Consider the following 17,152-nt stretch of genomic DNA (forward strand, 5'->3'; position numbering starts at 1 on the left):
CGCGCGGGTCGAGCACCCGTTTCATGTGCTCAAGCGCCTGTGGGGCTTTGCCAAGGTGCGCTACCGAGGCCTGGCCAAGAACGCCAACCGCGCCTTCACGGCGCTGGCGATGGTCAACCTGTACATGGCCGCACGGCGCGTGCCGGCATTGGTGCGCCCGTAATGGGCCCATCATGGCCCGGGCGGGCGCCGAAGGGCCCGCCAGTAAGGCCCTCGAGGCCGTAGAACGCGCCAAAAACGCTCCGTTTCGCCCCGCGCAGGACAATCTCGCCGCGGCGCGGGGCTTGATCAGCGTTTCCTTATATTCCTTAGCGCGTGTCAATCGGAGGTACTCAGGGTTCAACCTCCAGAAAATCGTCCCGCCGTGAGCCGCTGTGGATTGATAGACGTGGTCATAGCGGCCGACCTCCTCCTGCTTGACGCTCACGGTGCCCGTGCTCTTGTCTCGAACCTTGATCCGCTTATAAAGGATCACGACCTTTGTCGACTCCTCGATGCCATAGATGTTGTGTGATGGATCCGTAAAGCGGATACCGTGCTTCACTTTGAAGTGGTTCTTGTAATTGGTCTTGATGTCGGCGCCGTCCCAGAACCAACCGCCGTTCGACATGTCCGGTCCCCCGGCCAGTGCATTCTTGGCGGCGGCGACCGCACGTCGCATGCCGGTGTCCTTCTCGATTTCTTGATCGCTAGCCTTCATCAGCTTGGCGTAGCGCTTGTTCCCGTCGTTGACGACGAATGAAAAGGTTGGCTCACCTCGCGCAAAGCTCGCGATGTCCTTGTATCCGCGCGCGTCGCGCTGTCGCACCAAGATGCTGGCCAGAGCCTGCAGCTCGGCTTCCACGTTGTCTGGCGATGCCTCGCCGTATGCCATTGCCGCCAGTTGGCGAGTTTCGTCGTCGACCTTTGACATCTCAGTTCAGCCAAATGATCAGTTTGAGCTCGCAAACGCCCTGCACACTGGTAGTACATCCATCGCTGAAATCCTTGGCCTTCGCATGCAACGCGCCGTTCGCGAACAGGTCATATCGGTAGCCCTTGCAGGGATATCCAAATTCATCAGCCAGGAAGAAGTGCTGCTCAATCACCTCATCCTGTTCATCTTGCTTGTCCGGCTCTGCCTTGGCCCCAGGCTCCGGAGGAGACACGGAAGTGGCACTGCTGACTGCCCATGGGGCGGATGTGTCTCCGCCCCCGCTTGAGCCGACAGTGCTGATGCTTTGGCTCGCGATCAGCGTTGCCCCACAGGCGCATTTGTCGCCATGGCGAGCCGCCGGCTTGCCGTCGATCAGCATCGTGGGGTCACCGGTGACGATCGTGGTCACGCGGCCGTGGCCCTTGCGGGGGCAGGTCACTTTGTCCCCGACGCGTGCGATACGCCGTCCGTGGGTGTCGGTCGATCCGGATGCTTCGACGACGGTGCCGCCGTGACTGGTCTTGTCGCCCAGAACAATGAACGGACGTGACATGTGCACTCCCTGCACTTGAAGATTTCTTTGTGGAACGAAGTCTAGCGATACAAACGTCTGCAACCTGTTACCGTTGGTGTCGTCGAGACAATTGGATGGAACGCAGCTCCACGTGCCCGTAGTCGCGCATCTGCCATCGTCCCCCCCAGGTCAGGCCCACCGATTCGGCGAGTTCGCCATACAGTCGATACCCTTCGAGGGCCCAGGGATCTTGTTCGGAGATCACGAGCGTCCCATCACGAAGAAACGCGCTGTCGGCGGCCAATCCGTGCTGGTGATAGCTTTCTCCCGGTCCGGCTTGCGTGACCTGAGGCCCCATGGCTTGCAACTCGGCTTGTCTTTGCGGGCTTCGGTATCCCTCGATGAGCACCATCTCATAGCCATATCGCTCCCGCATCAGTCGATAGACGAGCAGCAGCCGTTGACGGAAGTCCTCGTCCAGAAGCGACCAATCTCGGCTGGCGTGTGTGAGTCGAGGGCGGATGGCCTCGACCTCGGCCGTGGCGAATACCTCCGGTGGCAACGCCGGCGGCGGAACCAGCTTTTCGCCTTGTAGCAGCCAGGCGATCTGGGGGTTCCTGCTCGCGGTGTGGGGCACGCCGAGGTCCGCCACACGGCGGCCGTCGTGCATCCACCATGCCAGCAAGGGCGGCACGATCAGGAGCGACAACATGCCCAGGATGCGCAGTCGGTGTCGGTACGAAAGCACAAGCTGCGTCGGCGCCTTCCAAGGCTTCTTCGGGCGCATGCGGCGGTGTCCACGTTGGGTTCGTCGCCAGTCGCGGCCGAGGCGGCGCACCCATGGGAGCGGATTGCTGCGCAGTTCCGGCAAGGCCCACCAGCTCAGCAGCAGGCTGCCAGTGATGACGAACAGGAGAATCCAGCCCATGGCGTTTTCACGATGTAACGAGGCTTTGCGAGCCCCCACAAATCACACCGGTCTTTCTAGAATCGTGCGCGCGCGGTCCGGGACGGTCATGCCACGGATCGCCCAAGGGAGGATCCATGCATAACCGTCGTTTGCCACCATCGGGGCACGAGCCTGTGCCCAGTCTCCTGGCGAGCCGCGACGCGGCCGTCGACGCCTCGCTCGAAGCTGCCGAGCAGGCAGAGGGCATCCTGGCGGTGGTCAGCCAAGGCCACGCGCCGGGCACATCACGTCGGATGCGGATTTGGCGCGTGCTGCCGATCGTGTCGATCGTGCTGGTCGGCGCGTTGACATGGTGGATATGGCCCATGCAGGATCGCCGCGTACCTGCACTCGAGGCAGCACCTTGGTCCCAGCAGCGCGCGCCCCAGCAGCCAGCGGCCGCTGCGGTCTTGCCCGACCCGTTCGTTCGCACCACTGAGGCGGCCGTCACGAATCCGTCGGCGGCACGTATCGAGCTGGCCGAGGAAGTCTCCACCGTGCCCCAGCCCGAGGTCGAGCCGCAGGCCTCTGAGCGCGTGACGGTGGGGCAAGCGCCTTCGGCGCCATCCACCTCTCCTGAGAGTCGCCGCAAAGGATCGCGGGTCGCTCCCGTGTCTCGAGAGCCCGTGCGCCGCATGGCCACCCGCACCGTCGATCCCGATGTGGACGTCATTGAAGTGCTGATGTCACGCGCTGTGCCCGAATCGGTCGCCCCCCGCCAGGTGTCGTTGGGATCGGGTTCCGCGCCTGGGGGGGGCCACAGCGATGTCGTGCTCGTCCAGGCGGGAATTCCCACTGCGGAGCTGGTCCGGCGTTGTCTCACCTTGGGCTGGCTGGAAGGGCAGTTGTGCCGCGCCCGAGTGTGCGCGGCGCGGCATGACGACGAGGCGGCCTGTCCACGCCAGGCCACTGCCTTGGGCGCTCCCTGAATCATCACGGCAGTGTGATCGTCAGATGCGCGGCTTCGGGGGGAAGCTGAATGAGCTGTTGGTAGGCCGCGAGATCGGTATGGGTTGCCCGATCGAGCAGGGTCCGAATCCCCATGAACGCCAGCAGTCCCAAGCAGACAAAGCCAGCTGCCAGCATCCACGGCGGAATCACGGTGTGCAGCACGTGTTGCACGCGGTCCGGAGGCGCCCAATGCGGAGCGAAGCTTGCTTTGCGTCCTTTCATGTGGGTGATCTCGTCGGTCAAACGTGCCGTCAAGTAGCTCAGCTTCTCTTGCCCTTCGAGCAGGTATTTCCCCTGAAACCCGAGCAGCAGGCACAAATGAAAGACCTCGAGCGCGGCCAAACGAGCGCTGCCTTGCTGACGCAGTCGCTCGAGATGCACGAAGAAGTTCTCCCCGGCGAGTTGATCTCCGAAAAACTGCAACTGCAAGGGGTGGCGCTCCCAGTCCTCGCGGATCTTGAGGCCCGAGGTCAGGATCGTTTCATCCACCAGCGCGCAAAACGCGTACTTTGCGAGGTGAACGTCTTCGGCGCTGGCATCGAGCTGAATCGAGTGACGCTCGAACTCGGCGAGAAATTCCTTCAGCTTCTCCCGCAGAGTGGTGGCATCGGCCGGGCTATGTCGATTCTTCAGTAGAAAGACCAGGTAGAAGCCCTCGTAGAGCAGATCGACGAGTTTGCCGGTTTGGACGGGCGCACCGGAGGGGGCCTCCGCCGGTGGCATCAGCTCGGTGTCTTCGAAAAGGGAGGGGGGTGAAGTGCTCATGGATTCACGGCGATCAGTTCGAGACGCAGATCAGGCCAGCCCTGCGGGGTGTACAGAGCGATCGCTTGTGCTTGCAGCATGCGCTCGTAAAGAGGGCCACGTGGCTCCAGCGAAAAGTAGTGCATGCCCGGTCGAATCGGCACAGCGGCAGGGACCTGCTGAGCATGGATGAGCCGCACGCCTGGCATGGCTGACAGCACGAGTTTTTCCACATCGTCCGGCGCGCCGATCTTCAAGCGCAAGGGCGCGGTCTCGATGAGCTCCGAGCCGGGCAGTGCGGCCGACAAGCCCAGGAAGAAGGCCGTGGAGGCTTGGATTTGCTCGCTGTCGAGGCGACCGATGTGGAATGAAGGCTTGCTCTCGTGCAACGCGATGGCGAAGTATCGTGTGGAGATGACGGCTTCTAGCATTTCCCGCACGATGTGATCGATGCGAGCAAAGCAAGTGCCCGGGTCCTGGTGGTCATAGGCGGGCAAGTCCGACAACGTGAACGACTTGGAGAACGTCAAGAGCGAGCCGGCCAATTGGAGCAAGGCCTGATACAGGCGCTCGGGATGCAAACCGGGGTGGCGCGCCAAATGGGTCAAGGACGCGTGGGCTGCGTTGACGGTGTGAAGCAGCCAGAATGAAGCCACGTCGCCGGATCTGAATTCGATGATGTTTTTCGACGGCTCTCGGTGCAGGCCGATCAGCGCATCGGCCTTGGCTTGCAGCGCATCGAGCAGCCGGCGGAGCATCGACTGCAACGCCGGGGTGGAGTCGATGGCCACCGAAGGCGGAATGAAGCGACGGTCCACTTCGAATCCACCGTTGCCTTTGCGCCGCAAGCGCAGCACCGGAAAACTGACGGTGTCTTCTCGCGCATCGTGGCTGGCACGTAAGCGCGCCGCTTTACGCAGGACCACGACTTCGGCCGGGACCGCGTCGGTGAACCAGTCGCTGGCTTGCACGTGTGCGTCTTGTCGAAACCGCAACTCGACGCCTTCGTTCTCGTCGAGACGGCTATGGTTGTTGCCCATTCGACGCATCGGGGCGACGCACAAATGAAACGTGAATTCGGACTGCTGTAGGTCGAGCTCGGTCAAAGACAAGGAAGGAGGCAGCAGGTCATCTCCTGGTGCGTCGTAGAGATCGCCATCTGGCAACACGGCTTGAATCTCCAACAGTTGCAGCAGGCCGTTTTGCAAAGCGTCTTCGTCGACGCGAAGGTGCCTCACCCCCCAGGCGTATGGATGCAGGATGCGCGCCATTTGAGCAAGCCGCCACTCGTGATAGGCGTCTTGCCGTTGGAAATGCTGAGGTCTCAGGAAGAGACCTTCACCCCATAGGATCTTGGAAGATGGAATCACGTTGTCAGGTCCGTGTTGCAAGTCCTCATCCGCGCTGACAGCCCGCCGGCGCAGAAGGAACGGGGTTTGCAGACGAGGTCGTCGATCGGCCGATGGCCACGCTGAGGCTGCAGGCGTGTAGACCAAGCGACAGGCCCGTTTTCGCCGCGTCCTTCGCATCGAAAGTCAGTCGCCAGCTCTGCGCAGCAGGGTGATGGAATAAAGCCACGATGCCCAGGTGAGTAGCCTCGGCAGGAAGAACTTCGTGCCATTCACGGTGTTGCCCTGGCAGCATCTGAATTTCGCGCACCTCGATCAGCTCGTCGCCGAGCAGCTCGCGTTCACGGGCAGGCGAGGTGAACGCGTCCTGCGGTGCCGACTCGAATGCCTGGATTCCTTTGAGCTTGTAGACGCGCATCACCAGCGACAGGGATCGGCCTTGGTCGTCGACGTTGAGCGATTCGCTGGCCTGCATTCGCACCGCAATGCGCGCAGGTTGAGCGTTTGGTGGAGGGGATTCTTGCGGGGCCAAGCCGATCAGGCGCAGCGCCCCACTCGTGAGGGCGCTGGCCGCATCGACTGCCTTGCCGGCGCTCGCGCAACCGACGACACCTGCCAGCGCCACGACAGACAGAACACGGGCGAGCAAAGCAAGTGCCGGCGGTGCGCGATGCCACATGGCTTTCTTCCCTGAGACGATGCTTGTTGTGATGAAAAGCGGCCGTAGTCTAGGCAAGACGAGCGCGGATGCACTCACCTGTTCAGGGGGATATGGTGACTTGCTGTATCAATAGGTAATTCTGTGTAACGAGCGCCTCGAAGCCCTAGCGTCGAGCCCACAAGCTGCGATTTAATCCGCAGCCATTCAAGCGACACGATGAGAGTGCGGGGCCTGCATCCACTTGCAGGTGAAGCAACCGGTCGCAACGATCAGCAACAGCAGGTGAGGGGGTCTTCGGTATGGACCTGATTGCATTCAAGGGGGCACTCAAGGGGGCGCTTTGGCGCATCGGGGCGGTCTTGGTGGTTCCAGGCTTGACGGCCTGTGCCAGCGTGTCACGGACCGAAGACAAGTTGCCCCAAGTGGATCTTCAGCAGGCGCTGGCTCAGGCCCGGACTGCACAGGAAGCCGGCGATTGGGCCAAGGCGAGCGATTTGCTGCTGCAAGCGGCGCGCGCCCACCCGGGAGCCAAGGAGCCCTGGCTTCAGCAGGCCCAGATGCATTTGGAGGCCAAGCGCTATGGCCAGGCCATGGTCGCTGCGCAGGAAGTCCTGCAGCGCGATGTGAATGACACCACGGCCCACAGCATCATGGCGGTGGCAGGTTTGCGAGCTTCGGCCTTGGCTTTGAGTCATTTGCGGCAGGGCAATGCGGTGCAGGGCAGCACCCGCGAGGAAGCTCAGACACTCACGCAGACGATCCGAGAGGCCATAGGCGAGACGGTGATCGTGGCGACCGAACCCGTCCAGACGCCGGCTGCGCGCCCTGCGGTGGTGACCCGCCGCCGGGAGGCTTCATCCATCTCGGCCTCCAGTCGGGCGGCGCGTCCGGCGGAGCCTGCCACGGCCCGACCGGCATCCACCGGGTCGCGCAATCCATTCAGCGCTCTCCAGTGAGCGTCTTTCATCCTCTTCGCAGGGAGTCCCATGGCCAAGAAAGACAGTGTGCAAAAGCGTCTCGAGAAGGTGCGTCCGCCTCGGGTGCAGTTGACCTACGACGTCGAGATCGGCGATGCCATCGAGCAGAAGGAGTTGCCGTTCGTGGTGGGTGTGCTGGGTGATTTCATCGGAAAACCTTCCGACCAGACGCCTCCGCCTCGGCTGAAGGATCGCAAGTTCGTCAACATCGATCTCGACAACTTCGATGCCGTCATGGCAGGCATGGCCCCGAGAGCGTCGTTTCGGGTGCGTAATGTCTTGAGCGAGGAGGGTGGGGAGTTCGCCGTCAACCTGGAGTTCAAGCAGATCGACGACTTCCGTCCGGAATCCGTGGTGCAGCAAGTGGAACCGCTGCGTCGTCTGCTCGAGGTGCGGACCCGGCTGGCCGATCTGCGTAACAAGCTGGCAGGCAACGAGAAGCTGGAGGATTTGCTCGACGAAGTGTTGCGCAACACCGAGCAGCTCGAGCGCTTGGGCCAAGAAACCCAGACCACGAAGGAGTGACGTGATGAGTGCCGAAGCCCTTGCGCAAGCGCCGCAACCCGAAGCCGCGCCAGAGTCGGAGTCTTTGCTCGATCGCATCGTCGAACAAAGCCGCGTGGCCAAGTCGCCGACGGAACATCAACGTGCGCGAGACATCATTTCCGAGTTGGTGCGAGAGGTCCTGAAGGGGACCGTGGTTCTGTCAGAGAACCTGTCGGCCACGCTCGATGCCAGAGTGGCTGAGATCGACCAGCTCATCTCAGCCCAGCTCAGCGAGGTGATGCATGCCCCGGAGTTTCAGCGTCTTGAATCATCTTGGCGCGGTTTGCACTATCTGTGCAAGCACACCTCCACGGGAGCGATGATGAAAATCAAAGTCATGCACGCAACGAAGAAGGAGCTCGTGCGTGACTTCAACACGGCCATCGACTTCGACCAGAGTACGCTTTTCAAAAAGGTCTACGAAGAGGAGTTCGGAACCTTCGGCGGGGCGCCCTTCGGGGCCTTGATCGGTGACTACGAGATTGGTCGTCAGCCCGAGGACATGTACTTCATCGAGCAGATGTCCCATGTCGCGGCGGCGGCTCATGCGCCATTCATTTCTGCAGCGTCGCCGGAGCTGTTCGGGTTGGAGAGCTTCACCGACCTGGGCAAGCCTCGCGATTTGGCCAAAGTATTCGACACGGTCGAATATGCCAAGTGGAAATCCTTCCGAGATTCGGAAGACGCCCGCTATGTCGGTCTGACCTTGCCGCGCTTCCTCGGGCGACTGCCGTACAACCCGAAAGATGGAACCACCGTGGAGGGGTTCAACTTCGTCGAGGCGGTTGATGGCAGCTGCCATGACCGTTACCTGTGGGTCAACAGCGCTTACGCCTTCGCCGCGCGACTGACTGCCGCTTTCGAAAATTATGGATGGTGCGCCGCCATTCGCGGGGTGGAAGGTGGGGGGCTCGTCGAAGATTTGCCGACGCACACGTTCAAGACCGACGATGGTGAGATCGCTCTGAAGTGCCCCACGGAAATCTCGATCACCGATCGGCGAGAAAAAGAGCTCAGCGACCTGGGGTTCATTCCCTTGGTGCATTGCAAACACACCGACTACGCCGCGTTCTTCGGTGCTCAGTCGGTGCAAAAGCCGCGCAAATACGATTTGGATGCGGCCAACGCCAACGCCGTGCTGTCCGCGCAGCTGCAGTACATGTTTGCGGTGTGCCGCATCGCGCACTACATGAAAGCGATGATGCGCGACAAGATCGGTAGCTTCGCGTCGGCAGCCAACGTGGAAGACTATCTGAACCGATGGATCTCGCAGTACGTCACCTCGGATGACGCTGCATCTCAGGAGACCAAAGCGCAGTTTCCATTGAGAGAGGCCTCCGTGCAGGTCTCCGAAGTTCCGGGCCGTCCAGGGGTGTACAGGGCGGTCTCCTTCGTTCGTCCACATTTCCAATTGGACGAACTTTCGGTGTCTTTGCGCCTCGTGGCGGAATTGCCACAGGGTGGCAAGGGCTGATTCTCAACGCTCCAACCTTTTCAGCGGAGGATTTTTTCCATGGCGAAGGACATCTACGTCGAGTTCAAGGGTAGCGACATCAAGGGCGATTCCCGCGACAGCAAGCACAAAGATTCCGTCGAGGTCTACTCCTGGAGCCACTTGGTGCGTCAACCCAAGTCTGCGACGGCGTCGACGGCCGGTGGGCATACGGCAGAGCGCTGCGAACATGGTGAAATGGTCTTCACCAAGGACATCGACGGTGCCACGCCCAAGCTGCTGCAGGCTTGCTCGGCCGGGACCATCATCAGTGATGTCATCGTCTACTTTTACCGGGCCCATGGCGGGAAGAACAATGTGGGCAGCCCGTCGGGGACTCAGAGCCGTCACCAGTATTTGAAGATCGAGTTGAAGAATGTCATCGTTTCTTCGGTGGCGCCGACGGTCAATGGTGAGGGCGTTCCTTCCGAGACGTTCACGCTGAAGTACTCGGCTGTGCGCTGGACTTACGACGAACTCAACATCACCGGCGACAAGTCCGGCAAGGTCAACATCACCGGGGCCTGGGACCTGGCCAAGAACGTCCCGAACTTCAGCTGATTCTCAAGGCTCCTTCCGGAAAGAGAAAGGCGGCACGTCCGCCTTTCTTTCTGAGCTTGGATGCCCCGTCGTTTCACTTGCGCCCCTCATGTTGCGCTATCGTCCTTCGCTCTTGGACTGCCTGCTCGACGACGATGGAGGTTCGGTCAGTCCTCATGCCGTGCTTCAAATGTCGCTGGAGCAAATCAAGGACTGTGTGGCTCGCGACCTGGAGGCCTTGCTCAACACCCGTTGCGCTTTAGCGGACGAGGACTTCGAGGGGTACCCGCTGAGCGAGCGTTCCGTGCTCTCGTATGGGATGCTGGATTTCAGCAGCCTGAGCCTGGCCAGCCCAGAAGACCGGCGGCGCATCTGTCAATCGATCGAGCGTGCCATCGGCATCCACGAGCCCAGGCTGAGTGCAGTGCAGGTGACTCTGGAGACAGGGGCCGTGGCTGAGCAAAAACTGCATTTCTCCATTCGAGCGTGGCTGCTGGTAGAGCAATCGAAAGAGCCTGTCAGCTTTGATGCGGTGGTGAGCCAGACCACGCAGCATTATCGCGTTCGCTGCGCGGGTGCAGACCGCATTGTCGAGGTCTGAAGTGGAAGAGCTACTGCCCTACTATGAGAGAGAGCTTGCGTTTCTACGCAATCAGTCCAGGGAGTTCGCGCAGCGGTACCCGAAGATCGCTTCCCGTCTACAACTGAGTGGAGAGTCTGCCGAGGATCCTCATGTCGAGCGACTGATCGAATCGTTCGCATTCCTGGCCGCGCGAATCCACAAACGTGTCGAGGACGATTTCCCTCTCTTTACGGAATCTCTGCTGGAGGTCCTCTATCCTCATTACCTTCGGCCATTTCCTTCGTGTTCCGTGGCTCAGTTCCGTCTTGGATCGGCAGCCGCGCAGATGAATGGGGTCGTACGCATTCCCCGTGGTGAGGTGTTGCGCAGTCGACCGATTCGGGGCGTGGCGTGTCAGTTCCGCACGGCTTACGACGTTGAATTGGTGCCGGTGAGGTTGACCGAAGCCAGCTTCCGGATGGCGCCACCGTCCCTGCCGGGCTGCCGTTGGCCCGATGGGACGTCGGCAGTCGTGTCCATTCATCTGGAGTCCCTGTCGCCACAGTTTTCTTTGGGGGATTGGCAGGGAAAGTGCTTGCGCGTCTACCTCGATGGCGAGCCGTCGCTGGTGAGCGTTTTACGCGAGGCGCTGTGTTCCAAGTCACTGGATGTGATTTTGCAGTCCGGTGATGGACAGGGGGTGTCGAAGCTGACAGGGATGCGGCCGCGGTTGGTCGGCTTCGAGGACCATGAGTCGATCGTGGAGCTCGATCCACGGTCGCATGTGGCTTATCGCTTGCTCACGGAATACTTCGCCTATCCGGAAAAGTTCAATTTCGTGGACCTGCCTGTGTCGCTTCCATCGCAAGGCACTGGCAGGGACATGGCCATCAAGGGGACGCACCTGATCCTGCACATTCCATTGACGGGCATGCGCGGTGATTCTGATGCGGCCCGACTTCTGGAAGATCTCGACGCCCAACATCTCCAACTCGGGTGCACGCCGGTGGTCAACTTGTTCCGAACGCCGGCCGACCCCATCCGGGTGACCCATGCTCGAACGATGTATCCGGTGGTGGTCGATGCGCGTCGGGCGTATGCCTATGAGGTGTATGGGGTTCAGAGGGTGTGGTGTGTGCGCCAGTCTGCGCAAGGCGAGTCCGTTCAGGAGTTTCGCCCGTTTTATTCTTTGCGCCACGACGACTTGCTGCGTGATGGGGAGCGTGTCCAACCCAAGGCCTGCTATTGGTACACCCAGCGCGACGAGCGAACGGCCTCACAAAGCCCTGGATATGAGTTGGAACTGGGGCTGGTGGATGCAGACTTTCAACCCAGCTGGGCGGTGCAAGAGACTTTGTCACTGGAGGTGTGGGCGACCAACCGAGACTTGCCCACCCAGCTGGCGATCGGGCAGCCAGGAGGTGATCTCTTCGTCGAGGGGGGCAGTGCGGCCCAAGAGATTCGGCTGTTGCGCCGGCCCAGCCCGAGCTTGAGGTTTTCACGCGGGCAAGGCGCTTTGTGGCGGCTCATTTCTCACCTGTCGCTCAACCATCTCTCACTCAGTCAGGGGGGCATCGATGCCCTCAAGGAAATGTTGCGGCTGTACGATTTGCCGCGCAATGCTGCCAATCAGCGCCAGATCGATGGCCTGGTGGCCGTGCAGCATCAGCCTGCGGTGGCCTGGTTGCCAGGCAAGCCCTATGCCACTTTCGTGCGCGGAACCGACATCTGTCTGACCATCGATGAAACCAGTTTCGTCGGCGTGGGGCTGCATGTGTTCGCCGAGGTGCTCCACCGATTCTTTGGTTTGTATACCCATCTCAACAGCTTCACACGGTTGCGGCTGGTCTCCGCCCACACCGGCGAAGAACTTCTGTCATGCTCTCCCCGCAGCGGCGCTCAATCCCTCGTGTGATCGATCGGCTGCTGGAAGAGCCACATCGACACGAGTTCTTTCAGGCCGTGCGCCTGTTGTCGCGTTGGCTGTCGGCGCGCGATGGCCTGGACGAGCAGGGCATTCTTGCGCATCGGCTCCGCTTTCGCAGCTCGCTGTCGCTGAGTTTTCCGGCCAGTGAAATCGAGGACCTTCAGGTCGTCCGAGAGGCGTCGCAGGGGCAAGCCGCCAGTGCAGGGTTGGAGCGCATCGAGATCACGCCTGCGTTCATGGGGCTGCTGGGCGTGCACGGCACCTTGCCGCTGCACTACACCGAAACACTCGTGCGTCGCGAGGTGTTCAAGCGTGATGGCGCAGCACGCGCTTTCCTTGACATCTTCAATCACCGAGCCCTTGGCTTGTTCTACCAGGCATGGAAGAAGCATCGCTTGGCCCTGTCGTATGAGTCCGACCGAGCCGAGGGGTTCTTGCCCATGGTGCTGTCCTTGGCAGGGCTGGGGCAGTCCGCGTTACGCAACCGTCTGCTCGATGGGCCAGGGGCTGGTTTGCACGACGAGTCGGTGGCCTATTGGGCAGGGGCCCTGCAGCGCCGGCAGGTGTCGGCATCGCAGTTGGAGTCTTGGATCGGAGCGCATTTCGGCATTCCCGTCCGGGTGGAATCGTTCGTGGGCCGTTGGGTTCGATTGCCCACGTCGGCGCGAAGTGTGCTCGGTCACAGCGATGTGGCCCTGGGGCGTAACGCGGTTCTGGGCGAACGCCTGTGGCAGCGCGACTTGCGTGTGCGCTTGCACCTAGGCCCCCTGGAGCGGCGGCGCTATGACCATTTTCTGCCGGGAGCCACCGGCGCGCGAGCCCTACAGCGACTGCTGACCTTGGTCTGCGGCGTGTCATTGGAGTTCGAAGTGCGCTTGTGCCTGCGGCAGCAGGACGTTCGGCCCACGGTGTTGAGCTCGCGGTCTGACGCTCTGGTCCCACGGTTGGGATGGACGACGTTCCTCTGTAGCAAACCCGCGACCCAGGATCGCGACGATCTGGCCTACGACGCGCTGTCGGCGGTGTGAATCTTTCATTCTTTGGACATCGACCATGTCTGTATCCCTCAAGACCTTGATTACCAAGCTCAACGAGCTGACGCGGCAGGCGGCTGAACGGGCGGCCAATTTGTGCATGGCTCATGGGCACCACGAGGTGGATATCGAGCACCTCTTGCTGGCCTTGCTCGACGAGCCTCGCAGCGACCTGAGCTTGATCTGTGCGCGTCGTGAGGTGTCGGCCGCAGGGCTGCGCCGGGATCTCGAGTCCGCGCTGCGGCAGCTGCCCAGCGGCAATACACGAACCCCCGTGTTCTCGCAGCGTCTGCCGCAATGGTTGGAGCATGCTTGGCTGATTGCATCGCTCGATAGCCAGGTGGCGCGCATCCGCAGCGCGCATTTGCTCTTGGCATTGCTGACCGATCCCGGATTGCGGCAGATGGCCGCTCGGGCCTCATCGGCGTTGTTGCGCATCCCCGTGGAGGACCTGAAACACCGCCTCGACGAACTGACTGCCGGCTCGGCCGAAGCCGCTGGCATTGCATCCTCACCGGTTGCAGCATCGTCACCGGATGGGGGCGCTGCAGCCTGCGCCAGCACGCCGGCATTGGATCGTTACACGGTCAACCTCACACAGCGAGCCCGCGAGGGACAGATCGATCCAGTGATCGGTCGGGAGTCCGAAATCCGTCAAGTCATCGACATCCTGCTGCGACGGCGTCAGAACAATCCCATCCTCACCGGAGAGGCTGGCGTGGGCAAGACGGCGGTGGTCGAAGGCTTGGCCTTGCGCATCGCTTCGGGAGACGTTCCTGGGCCTTTGCGAGACGTTGCGTTGCATGTGCTCGATTTGGGCTTGCTGCAGGCTGGCGCCTCCGTCAAGGGGGAGTTCGAACACCGGCTTCAGCAGGTCATCGATGAGGTCAAACGCAATCCGCAACCGATCGTTCTGTTCATCGATGAGGCCCACACCTTGATCGGTGCGGGAGGGCAGGCCGGGCAAAACGACGCGGCCAATCTGCTCAAGCCAGCACTGGCCCGGGGGGAACTGCGCACGGTGGCAGCCACCACCTGGAGTGAATACAAAAAGTACTTCGAGAAGGACGCTGCCTTGGCGCGTCGCTTTCAGGTCGTCAAGGTGGAAGAACCGTCCGAGGCCGTGGCAGCGGACATGTTGCGCGCGATGGTTCCGCTGATGGAGCGACATTTCGATGTGCGCATTTGCGACCAGGCCGTCACTGAGGCCGTCCGTCTGTCTCACCGCTACATCACCTCGCGTCAGTTGCCGGACAAGGCCGTGGGGGTGCTGGATACGGCGTGTGCCAGGGTGGCCTTGGGGCGCAATGCCACGCCAGCGGTGATCGATGAAGCCCGCCGCCGACTCGCGGCTCTGGAAGCCGAGCGTCAGGCTTTGCAGAAGGAAGCCGCGCAAGGCGTGGATCACCGCAGCCGCTTGGCCGAGCTGGACACACAATCCCAAGCGATCCAGGCCCGCCTGGAGGCCGACCTGAGCCGTTGGGAGCAGGAAAAGGCCTTGGTGGCCGAGATCGATGAGTTGCGTGAGCGTCTCGAACGTGGGGCAGACGAGGCGGGCGCGCCGTCCACGCCCGCAGCGCTGGGTGCTGAGCCTGCGCCGCCGGCTGGCAAGTCGCGCAAGAAAAACGAACCTTTGTCCTTGACGCCCTGGCAAGCCGCACTGCAGGCCAAGTTGTCGGAGTTGGCCGTCATCCAAGGCGACACGCCCTTGGTGCCGGTGCAGGTGGATGCGCAGGTCGTGGCCCAGATCGTCTCGGACTGGACCGGCATTCCTTTGGGCCGCATGGTCAAGGACGATATCCAAGCTGTGTTGCAGCTGCAACAAGCGTTGGAGGAGCGGGTCATCGGACAGTCCCATGCCCTGGCTGCCATCGCTCAGCGCGTGCGTACCGCCCGGGCCGGGTTGGAAGATCCGAACAAGCCCCAGGGGGTCTTTTTGTTCGTGGGCCCCAGTGGCGTGGGCAAGACCGAAACCGCGTTGGCTTTGGCCGATGCGCTCTACGGTGGGGAGCGCAGCCTCATCACCATCAACATGAGTGAATACCAAGAGGCGCACAGTGTTTCTGGCCTGAAGGGCTCGCCGCCGGGTTATGTGGGCTACGGAGAAGGCGGTGTCCTCACGGAGGCGGTGCGCCGAAAGCCTTACAGTGTGGTGCTGCTCGACGAGGTGGAGAAGGCGCACCCCGATGTGCTGGAGCTGTTTTTCCAGGTCTTCGACAAAGGCGTGATGGAGGACGCTGAAGGCCGCGAGATCGATTTTCGCAACACCCTCATCATCCTCACGTCCAATGTGGGTTCATCGACCTTGATGCAGGCCTGCCTGAACAAAGACGAGAGCGAAAGGCCTAGCCCGGAGCGCCTGGAGGAGCTGCTCAGGCCGCAGTTGTACAAGGCTTTCAAGCCGGCCTTCCTGGGGCGTTTGAAGGTCGTGCCGTTCTACCCCCTGTCCGATGAGGTGCTCGAGCGGGTCATCCGTCTGAAGCTGGACCGCATCGGTGAACGCTTCCATGCCCAACATGGCGCCCGCTTCGAGTATGGCGATGACTTGGTCGAGGCCGTGCTGGCCCGATGCACGGAAGTGGACACCGGGGCCCGCAATGTCGATCACCTGCTGGGCGGCAGTTTGTTGCCGGAGTTGGCGCAATTGGTGCTCGCCCGCATGGCCGAAGGTCAAGCCGTGGGGCGCATCAAGGCCAGCGTGGGCAAAGACGGACAGTTCAAGTACCGAATGACTTGAGCAGCGCTCGTCAACCGAGGCGCAGCCGTGGTGGTGTGGGCAGGCGCTGTGGACGCCTTGCGGCGCATCCCGGGATGCGCCGCTGGCGCTGGCGGGCCGCATGATCCGCTGCGGCTGGGCGCAGGCGCCTGTTGCAGGGCCGACGAAGCCCGAAACCGACGAATTCGGGTGACGAGCCTTAACCCCGGCACTGTTCGCGATGGTTAGGGCTGCTTCGTTCCCGACCTGACCCGGTTGGCCATGCTCCCATGCGAGGAGGCCCGTCATCCGCTATTGTAGGCCATGCCCCGCCAGTGGCAGTCCGATCGGTGCGGCCAGATGTGTCGCGGACGGTCGGCTGGACAGCGGGGGCGCGTGTTGGGCATGATGGGTGCATGAATGAGTTGCTGACCCAAGTGCCTCCCGTCTACAGAGAGACCAGCCTTCATTTGCTGGGCGCTGTATTGGCCGGAGCGGTCATCGGCCTGGAGCGAAGCTACCACGGGCGCCCAGCGGGGTTCCGGACGCATACCTTGGTCTGTTTGGCCTCTAGCCTGCTGATGCTCATCACGGTGTTCCATGCCGAGTGGTTTGCCGGTCCAGCGGCGATGCGGGCCCAGATCGATCCCACGCGCATGGCTCAGGGGATCATGACGGGCATCGGCTTCTTGGGGGCGGGCGTGATTTTCAAGGAAGGCCTGTCGGTGCGAGGGCTCACGACGGCGGCCTCGATCTGGGTCACCGCCGCGGTGGGCATTCTGATCGGCGTGGGATTCTTCTTTGCCGCGGCGTTGGCGACGCTCATCACCCTGGGTGTGCTGGCCGTGTTCCGCTTGATCGAAGGACGCATGCCCACGCGCCAGCATGCTCATTTCAGCGTGTGTTTCGAGCGCGACCACGTGATGCCCGAAAGCGAGCTGCGCCAGTTGCTCGAGGCCCATGGCTTTTCGATTGCAAACCTGAGCTACCGGCTCGAGGCTGAAGGAAGGATCTTCGAGTACCGCATGACCGTGCGCTCACGAGCCGGCGACAGCCTCTCGCGGCTGGCGTCGACGCTGGCGGCGCGGCCCATGGTGAAAGAGTTCCGTCTGTCACCGGCTGGGGATTGAGGCCGGGCTGGTCCGCACAGGGCGTGGTTGGACCCCAACCAACGGTTCGGCAGGCTCTGGAAGCGCGCAGCACAGCCTGGCTTGCGGGGCCATCACGCCGATGCGGCCGTTGCGGGCGCGCTGGGAGGCTGGCTGGACGCTGGCTTCGTGCCGATCAAAGGCAGG

General features: G+C 62.0%; 15 protein-coding genes, 1 other RNA gene and 1 pseudogene. 11 read left to right on the forward strand and 6 right to left on the reverse strand.

The genetic code is table 11. From position 1 onward, the window contains the following. Positions 1–163: transposase (locus F615_RS19575; protein WP_156824495.1), on the forward strand; the 163-nt coding region annotated here is incomplete at its 5' end. Positions 164–1,199: 1,036 nt separating this feature from the next. Here F615_RS19575 and F615_RS20355 read toward each other — a convergent pair. Together F615_RS20355 and F615_RS19585 are read right to left on the reverse strand one after the other, a co-directional pair. Further along, a pseudogene (locus F615_RS20355) lies at positions 1,200–1,469 on the reverse strand (PAAR domain-containing protein); the annotation flags it as partial. A gap of 67 nt (positions 1,470–1,536) precedes the next feature. Then, on the reverse strand, positions 1,537–2,358 hold the full coding sequence (locus F615_RS19585) for a M15 family metallopeptidase (RefSeq protein ID WP_019559311.1): 822 nt from the start codon (positions 2,356–2,358) through the stop codon (positions 1,537–1,539). Positions 2,359–2,513: 155 nt separating this feature from the next. Here F615_RS19585 and F615_RS0101035 point away from each other — a divergent pair, with 155 nt between their 5' ends. After that, complete coding sequence (locus F615_RS0101035) at positions 2,514–3,308, forward strand: hypothetical protein (protein WP_019559312.1); 795 nt, start codon at positions 2,514–2,516, stop codon at positions 3,306–3,308. Positions 3,309–3,312: 4 nt separating this feature from the next. Here F615_RS0101035 and icmH read toward each other — a convergent pair whose 3' ends face one another. The 3 genes from icmH to tssJ are packed head-to-tail and all read right to left on the reverse strand — an operon-like array spanning position 3,313 to position 6,102. Continuing rightward, entirely contained in the window at positions 3,313–4,095 is a 783-nt protein-coding gene (gene icmH / locus F615_RS0101040; RefSeq protein ID WP_019559313.1) for a type IVB secretion system protein IcmH/DotU, read from the reverse strand. Next, positions 4,092–5,444 carry a type VI secretion system baseplate subunit TssK gene (gene tssK / locus F615_RS0101045; RefSeq protein ID WP_026329908.1) on the reverse strand — a complete coding sequence of 451 codons (1,353 nt, stop codon included), beginning with the start codon at positions 5,442–5,444 and terminating at the stop codon, positions 4,092–4,094. Before tssK ends, icmH begins: the two co-directional genes overlap by 4 nt. Positions 5,445–5,469: 25 nt before the next feature. Next, positions 5,470–6,102, reverse strand: coding sequence for a type VI secretion system lipoprotein TssJ (gene tssJ / locus F615_RS17495; protein ID WP_051090159.1), 633 nt, complete (start codon positions 6,100–6,102; stop codon positions 5,470–5,472). Positions 6,103–6,383: 281 nt separating this feature from the next. Here tssJ and F615_RS0101055 point away from each other — a divergent pair, with 281 nt between their 5' ends. The 8 genes from F615_RS0101055 (at position 6,384) to tssH (ending at position 15,899) form a co-directional block, all read left to right on the forward strand. Further along, the gene (locus tag F615_RS0101055) at positions 6,384–7,040 is read left to right on the forward strand and encodes an outer membrane protein assembly factor BamD (protein WP_019559316.1); all 657 of its coding nucleotides are present in this window, start codon (positions 6,384–6,386) and stop codon (positions 7,038–7,040) included. A gap of 30 nt (positions 7,041–7,070) precedes the next feature. Further along, on the forward strand, positions 7,071–7,586 hold the full coding sequence (gene tssB, locus F615_RS0101060; RefSeq protein ID WP_019559317.1) for a type VI secretion system contractile sheath small subunit: 516 nt from the start codon (positions 7,071–7,073) through the stop codon (positions 7,584–7,586). 4 nt (positions 7,587–7,590) lie between these two features. Continuing rightward, positions 7,591–9,081 carry a type VI secretion system contractile sheath large subunit gene (gene tssC, locus F615_RS0101065; RefSeq protein WP_019559318.1) on the forward strand — a complete coding sequence of 497 codons (1,491 nt, stop codon included), beginning with the start codon at positions 7,591–7,593 and terminating at the stop codon, positions 9,079–9,081. Between the two features lie 39 nt (positions 9,082–9,120). Further along, a complete protein-coding gene (locus F615_RS0101070) occupies positions 9,121–9,660 on the forward strand; it encodes an Hcp family type VI secretion system effector (RefSeq protein ID WP_019559319.1) in 540 nt (179 codons plus the stop codon). Between the two features lie 88 nt (positions 9,661–9,748). Next, positions 9,749–10,240 carry a type VI secretion system baseplate subunit TssE gene (gene tssE, locus F615_RS0101075; protein ID WP_019559320.1) on the forward strand — a complete coding sequence of 164 codons (492 nt, stop codon included), beginning with the start codon at positions 9,749–9,751 and terminating at the stop codon, positions 10,238–10,240. Position 10,241: 1 nt separating this feature from the next. Beyond that, positions 10,242–12,116, forward strand: a complete 1,875-nt coding sequence (gene tssF / locus F615_RS0101080) for a type VI secretion system baseplate subunit TssF (protein WP_026329910.1) — start codon at positions 10,242–10,244, stop codon at positions 12,114–12,116. Beyond that, positions 12,080–13,156 (forward strand): type VI secretion system baseplate subunit TssG, encoded by a 1,077-nt coding sequence (tssG, locus tag F615_RS0101085; protein ID WP_026329911.1) that lies wholly within the window; start codon positions 12,080–12,082, stop codon positions 13,154–13,156. Before tssF ends, tssG begins: the two co-directional genes overlap by 37 nt. 25 nt (positions 13,157–13,181) lie before the next feature. Then, positions 13,182–15,899: a type VI secretion system ATPase TssH gene (tssH, locus tag F615_RS0101090; protein ID WP_019559324.1), complete on the forward strand. Its 2,718-nt coding sequence runs from the start codon at positions 13,182–13,184 to the stop codon at positions 15,897–15,899. Positions 15,900–16,066: 167 nt separating this feature from the next. Here the strand turns inward: tssH and ffs are convergent. Beyond that, positions 16,067–16,164, reverse strand: an RNA gene (ffs, locus tag F615_RS19590) — signal recognition particle sRNA small type. 109 nt (positions 16,165–16,273) lie between these two features. On the opposite strand from ffs, the gene F615_RS0101095 reads away from it, so the two are divergent. Next, complete coding sequence (locus F615_RS0101095) at positions 16,274–16,987, forward strand: MgtC/SapB family protein (protein WP_019559325.1); 714 nt, start codon at positions 16,274–16,276, stop codon at positions 16,985–16,987. Positions 16,988–17,152 lie beyond the last annotated feature (165 nt).

Source organism: Caldimonas manganoxidans ATCC BAA-369 (assembly GCF_000381125.1).
In the GTDB taxonomy this organism is placed as follows: Bacteria; Pseudomonadota; Gammaproteobacteria; order Burkholderiales; family Burkholderiaceae_C; genus Caldimonas; species Caldimonas manganoxidans.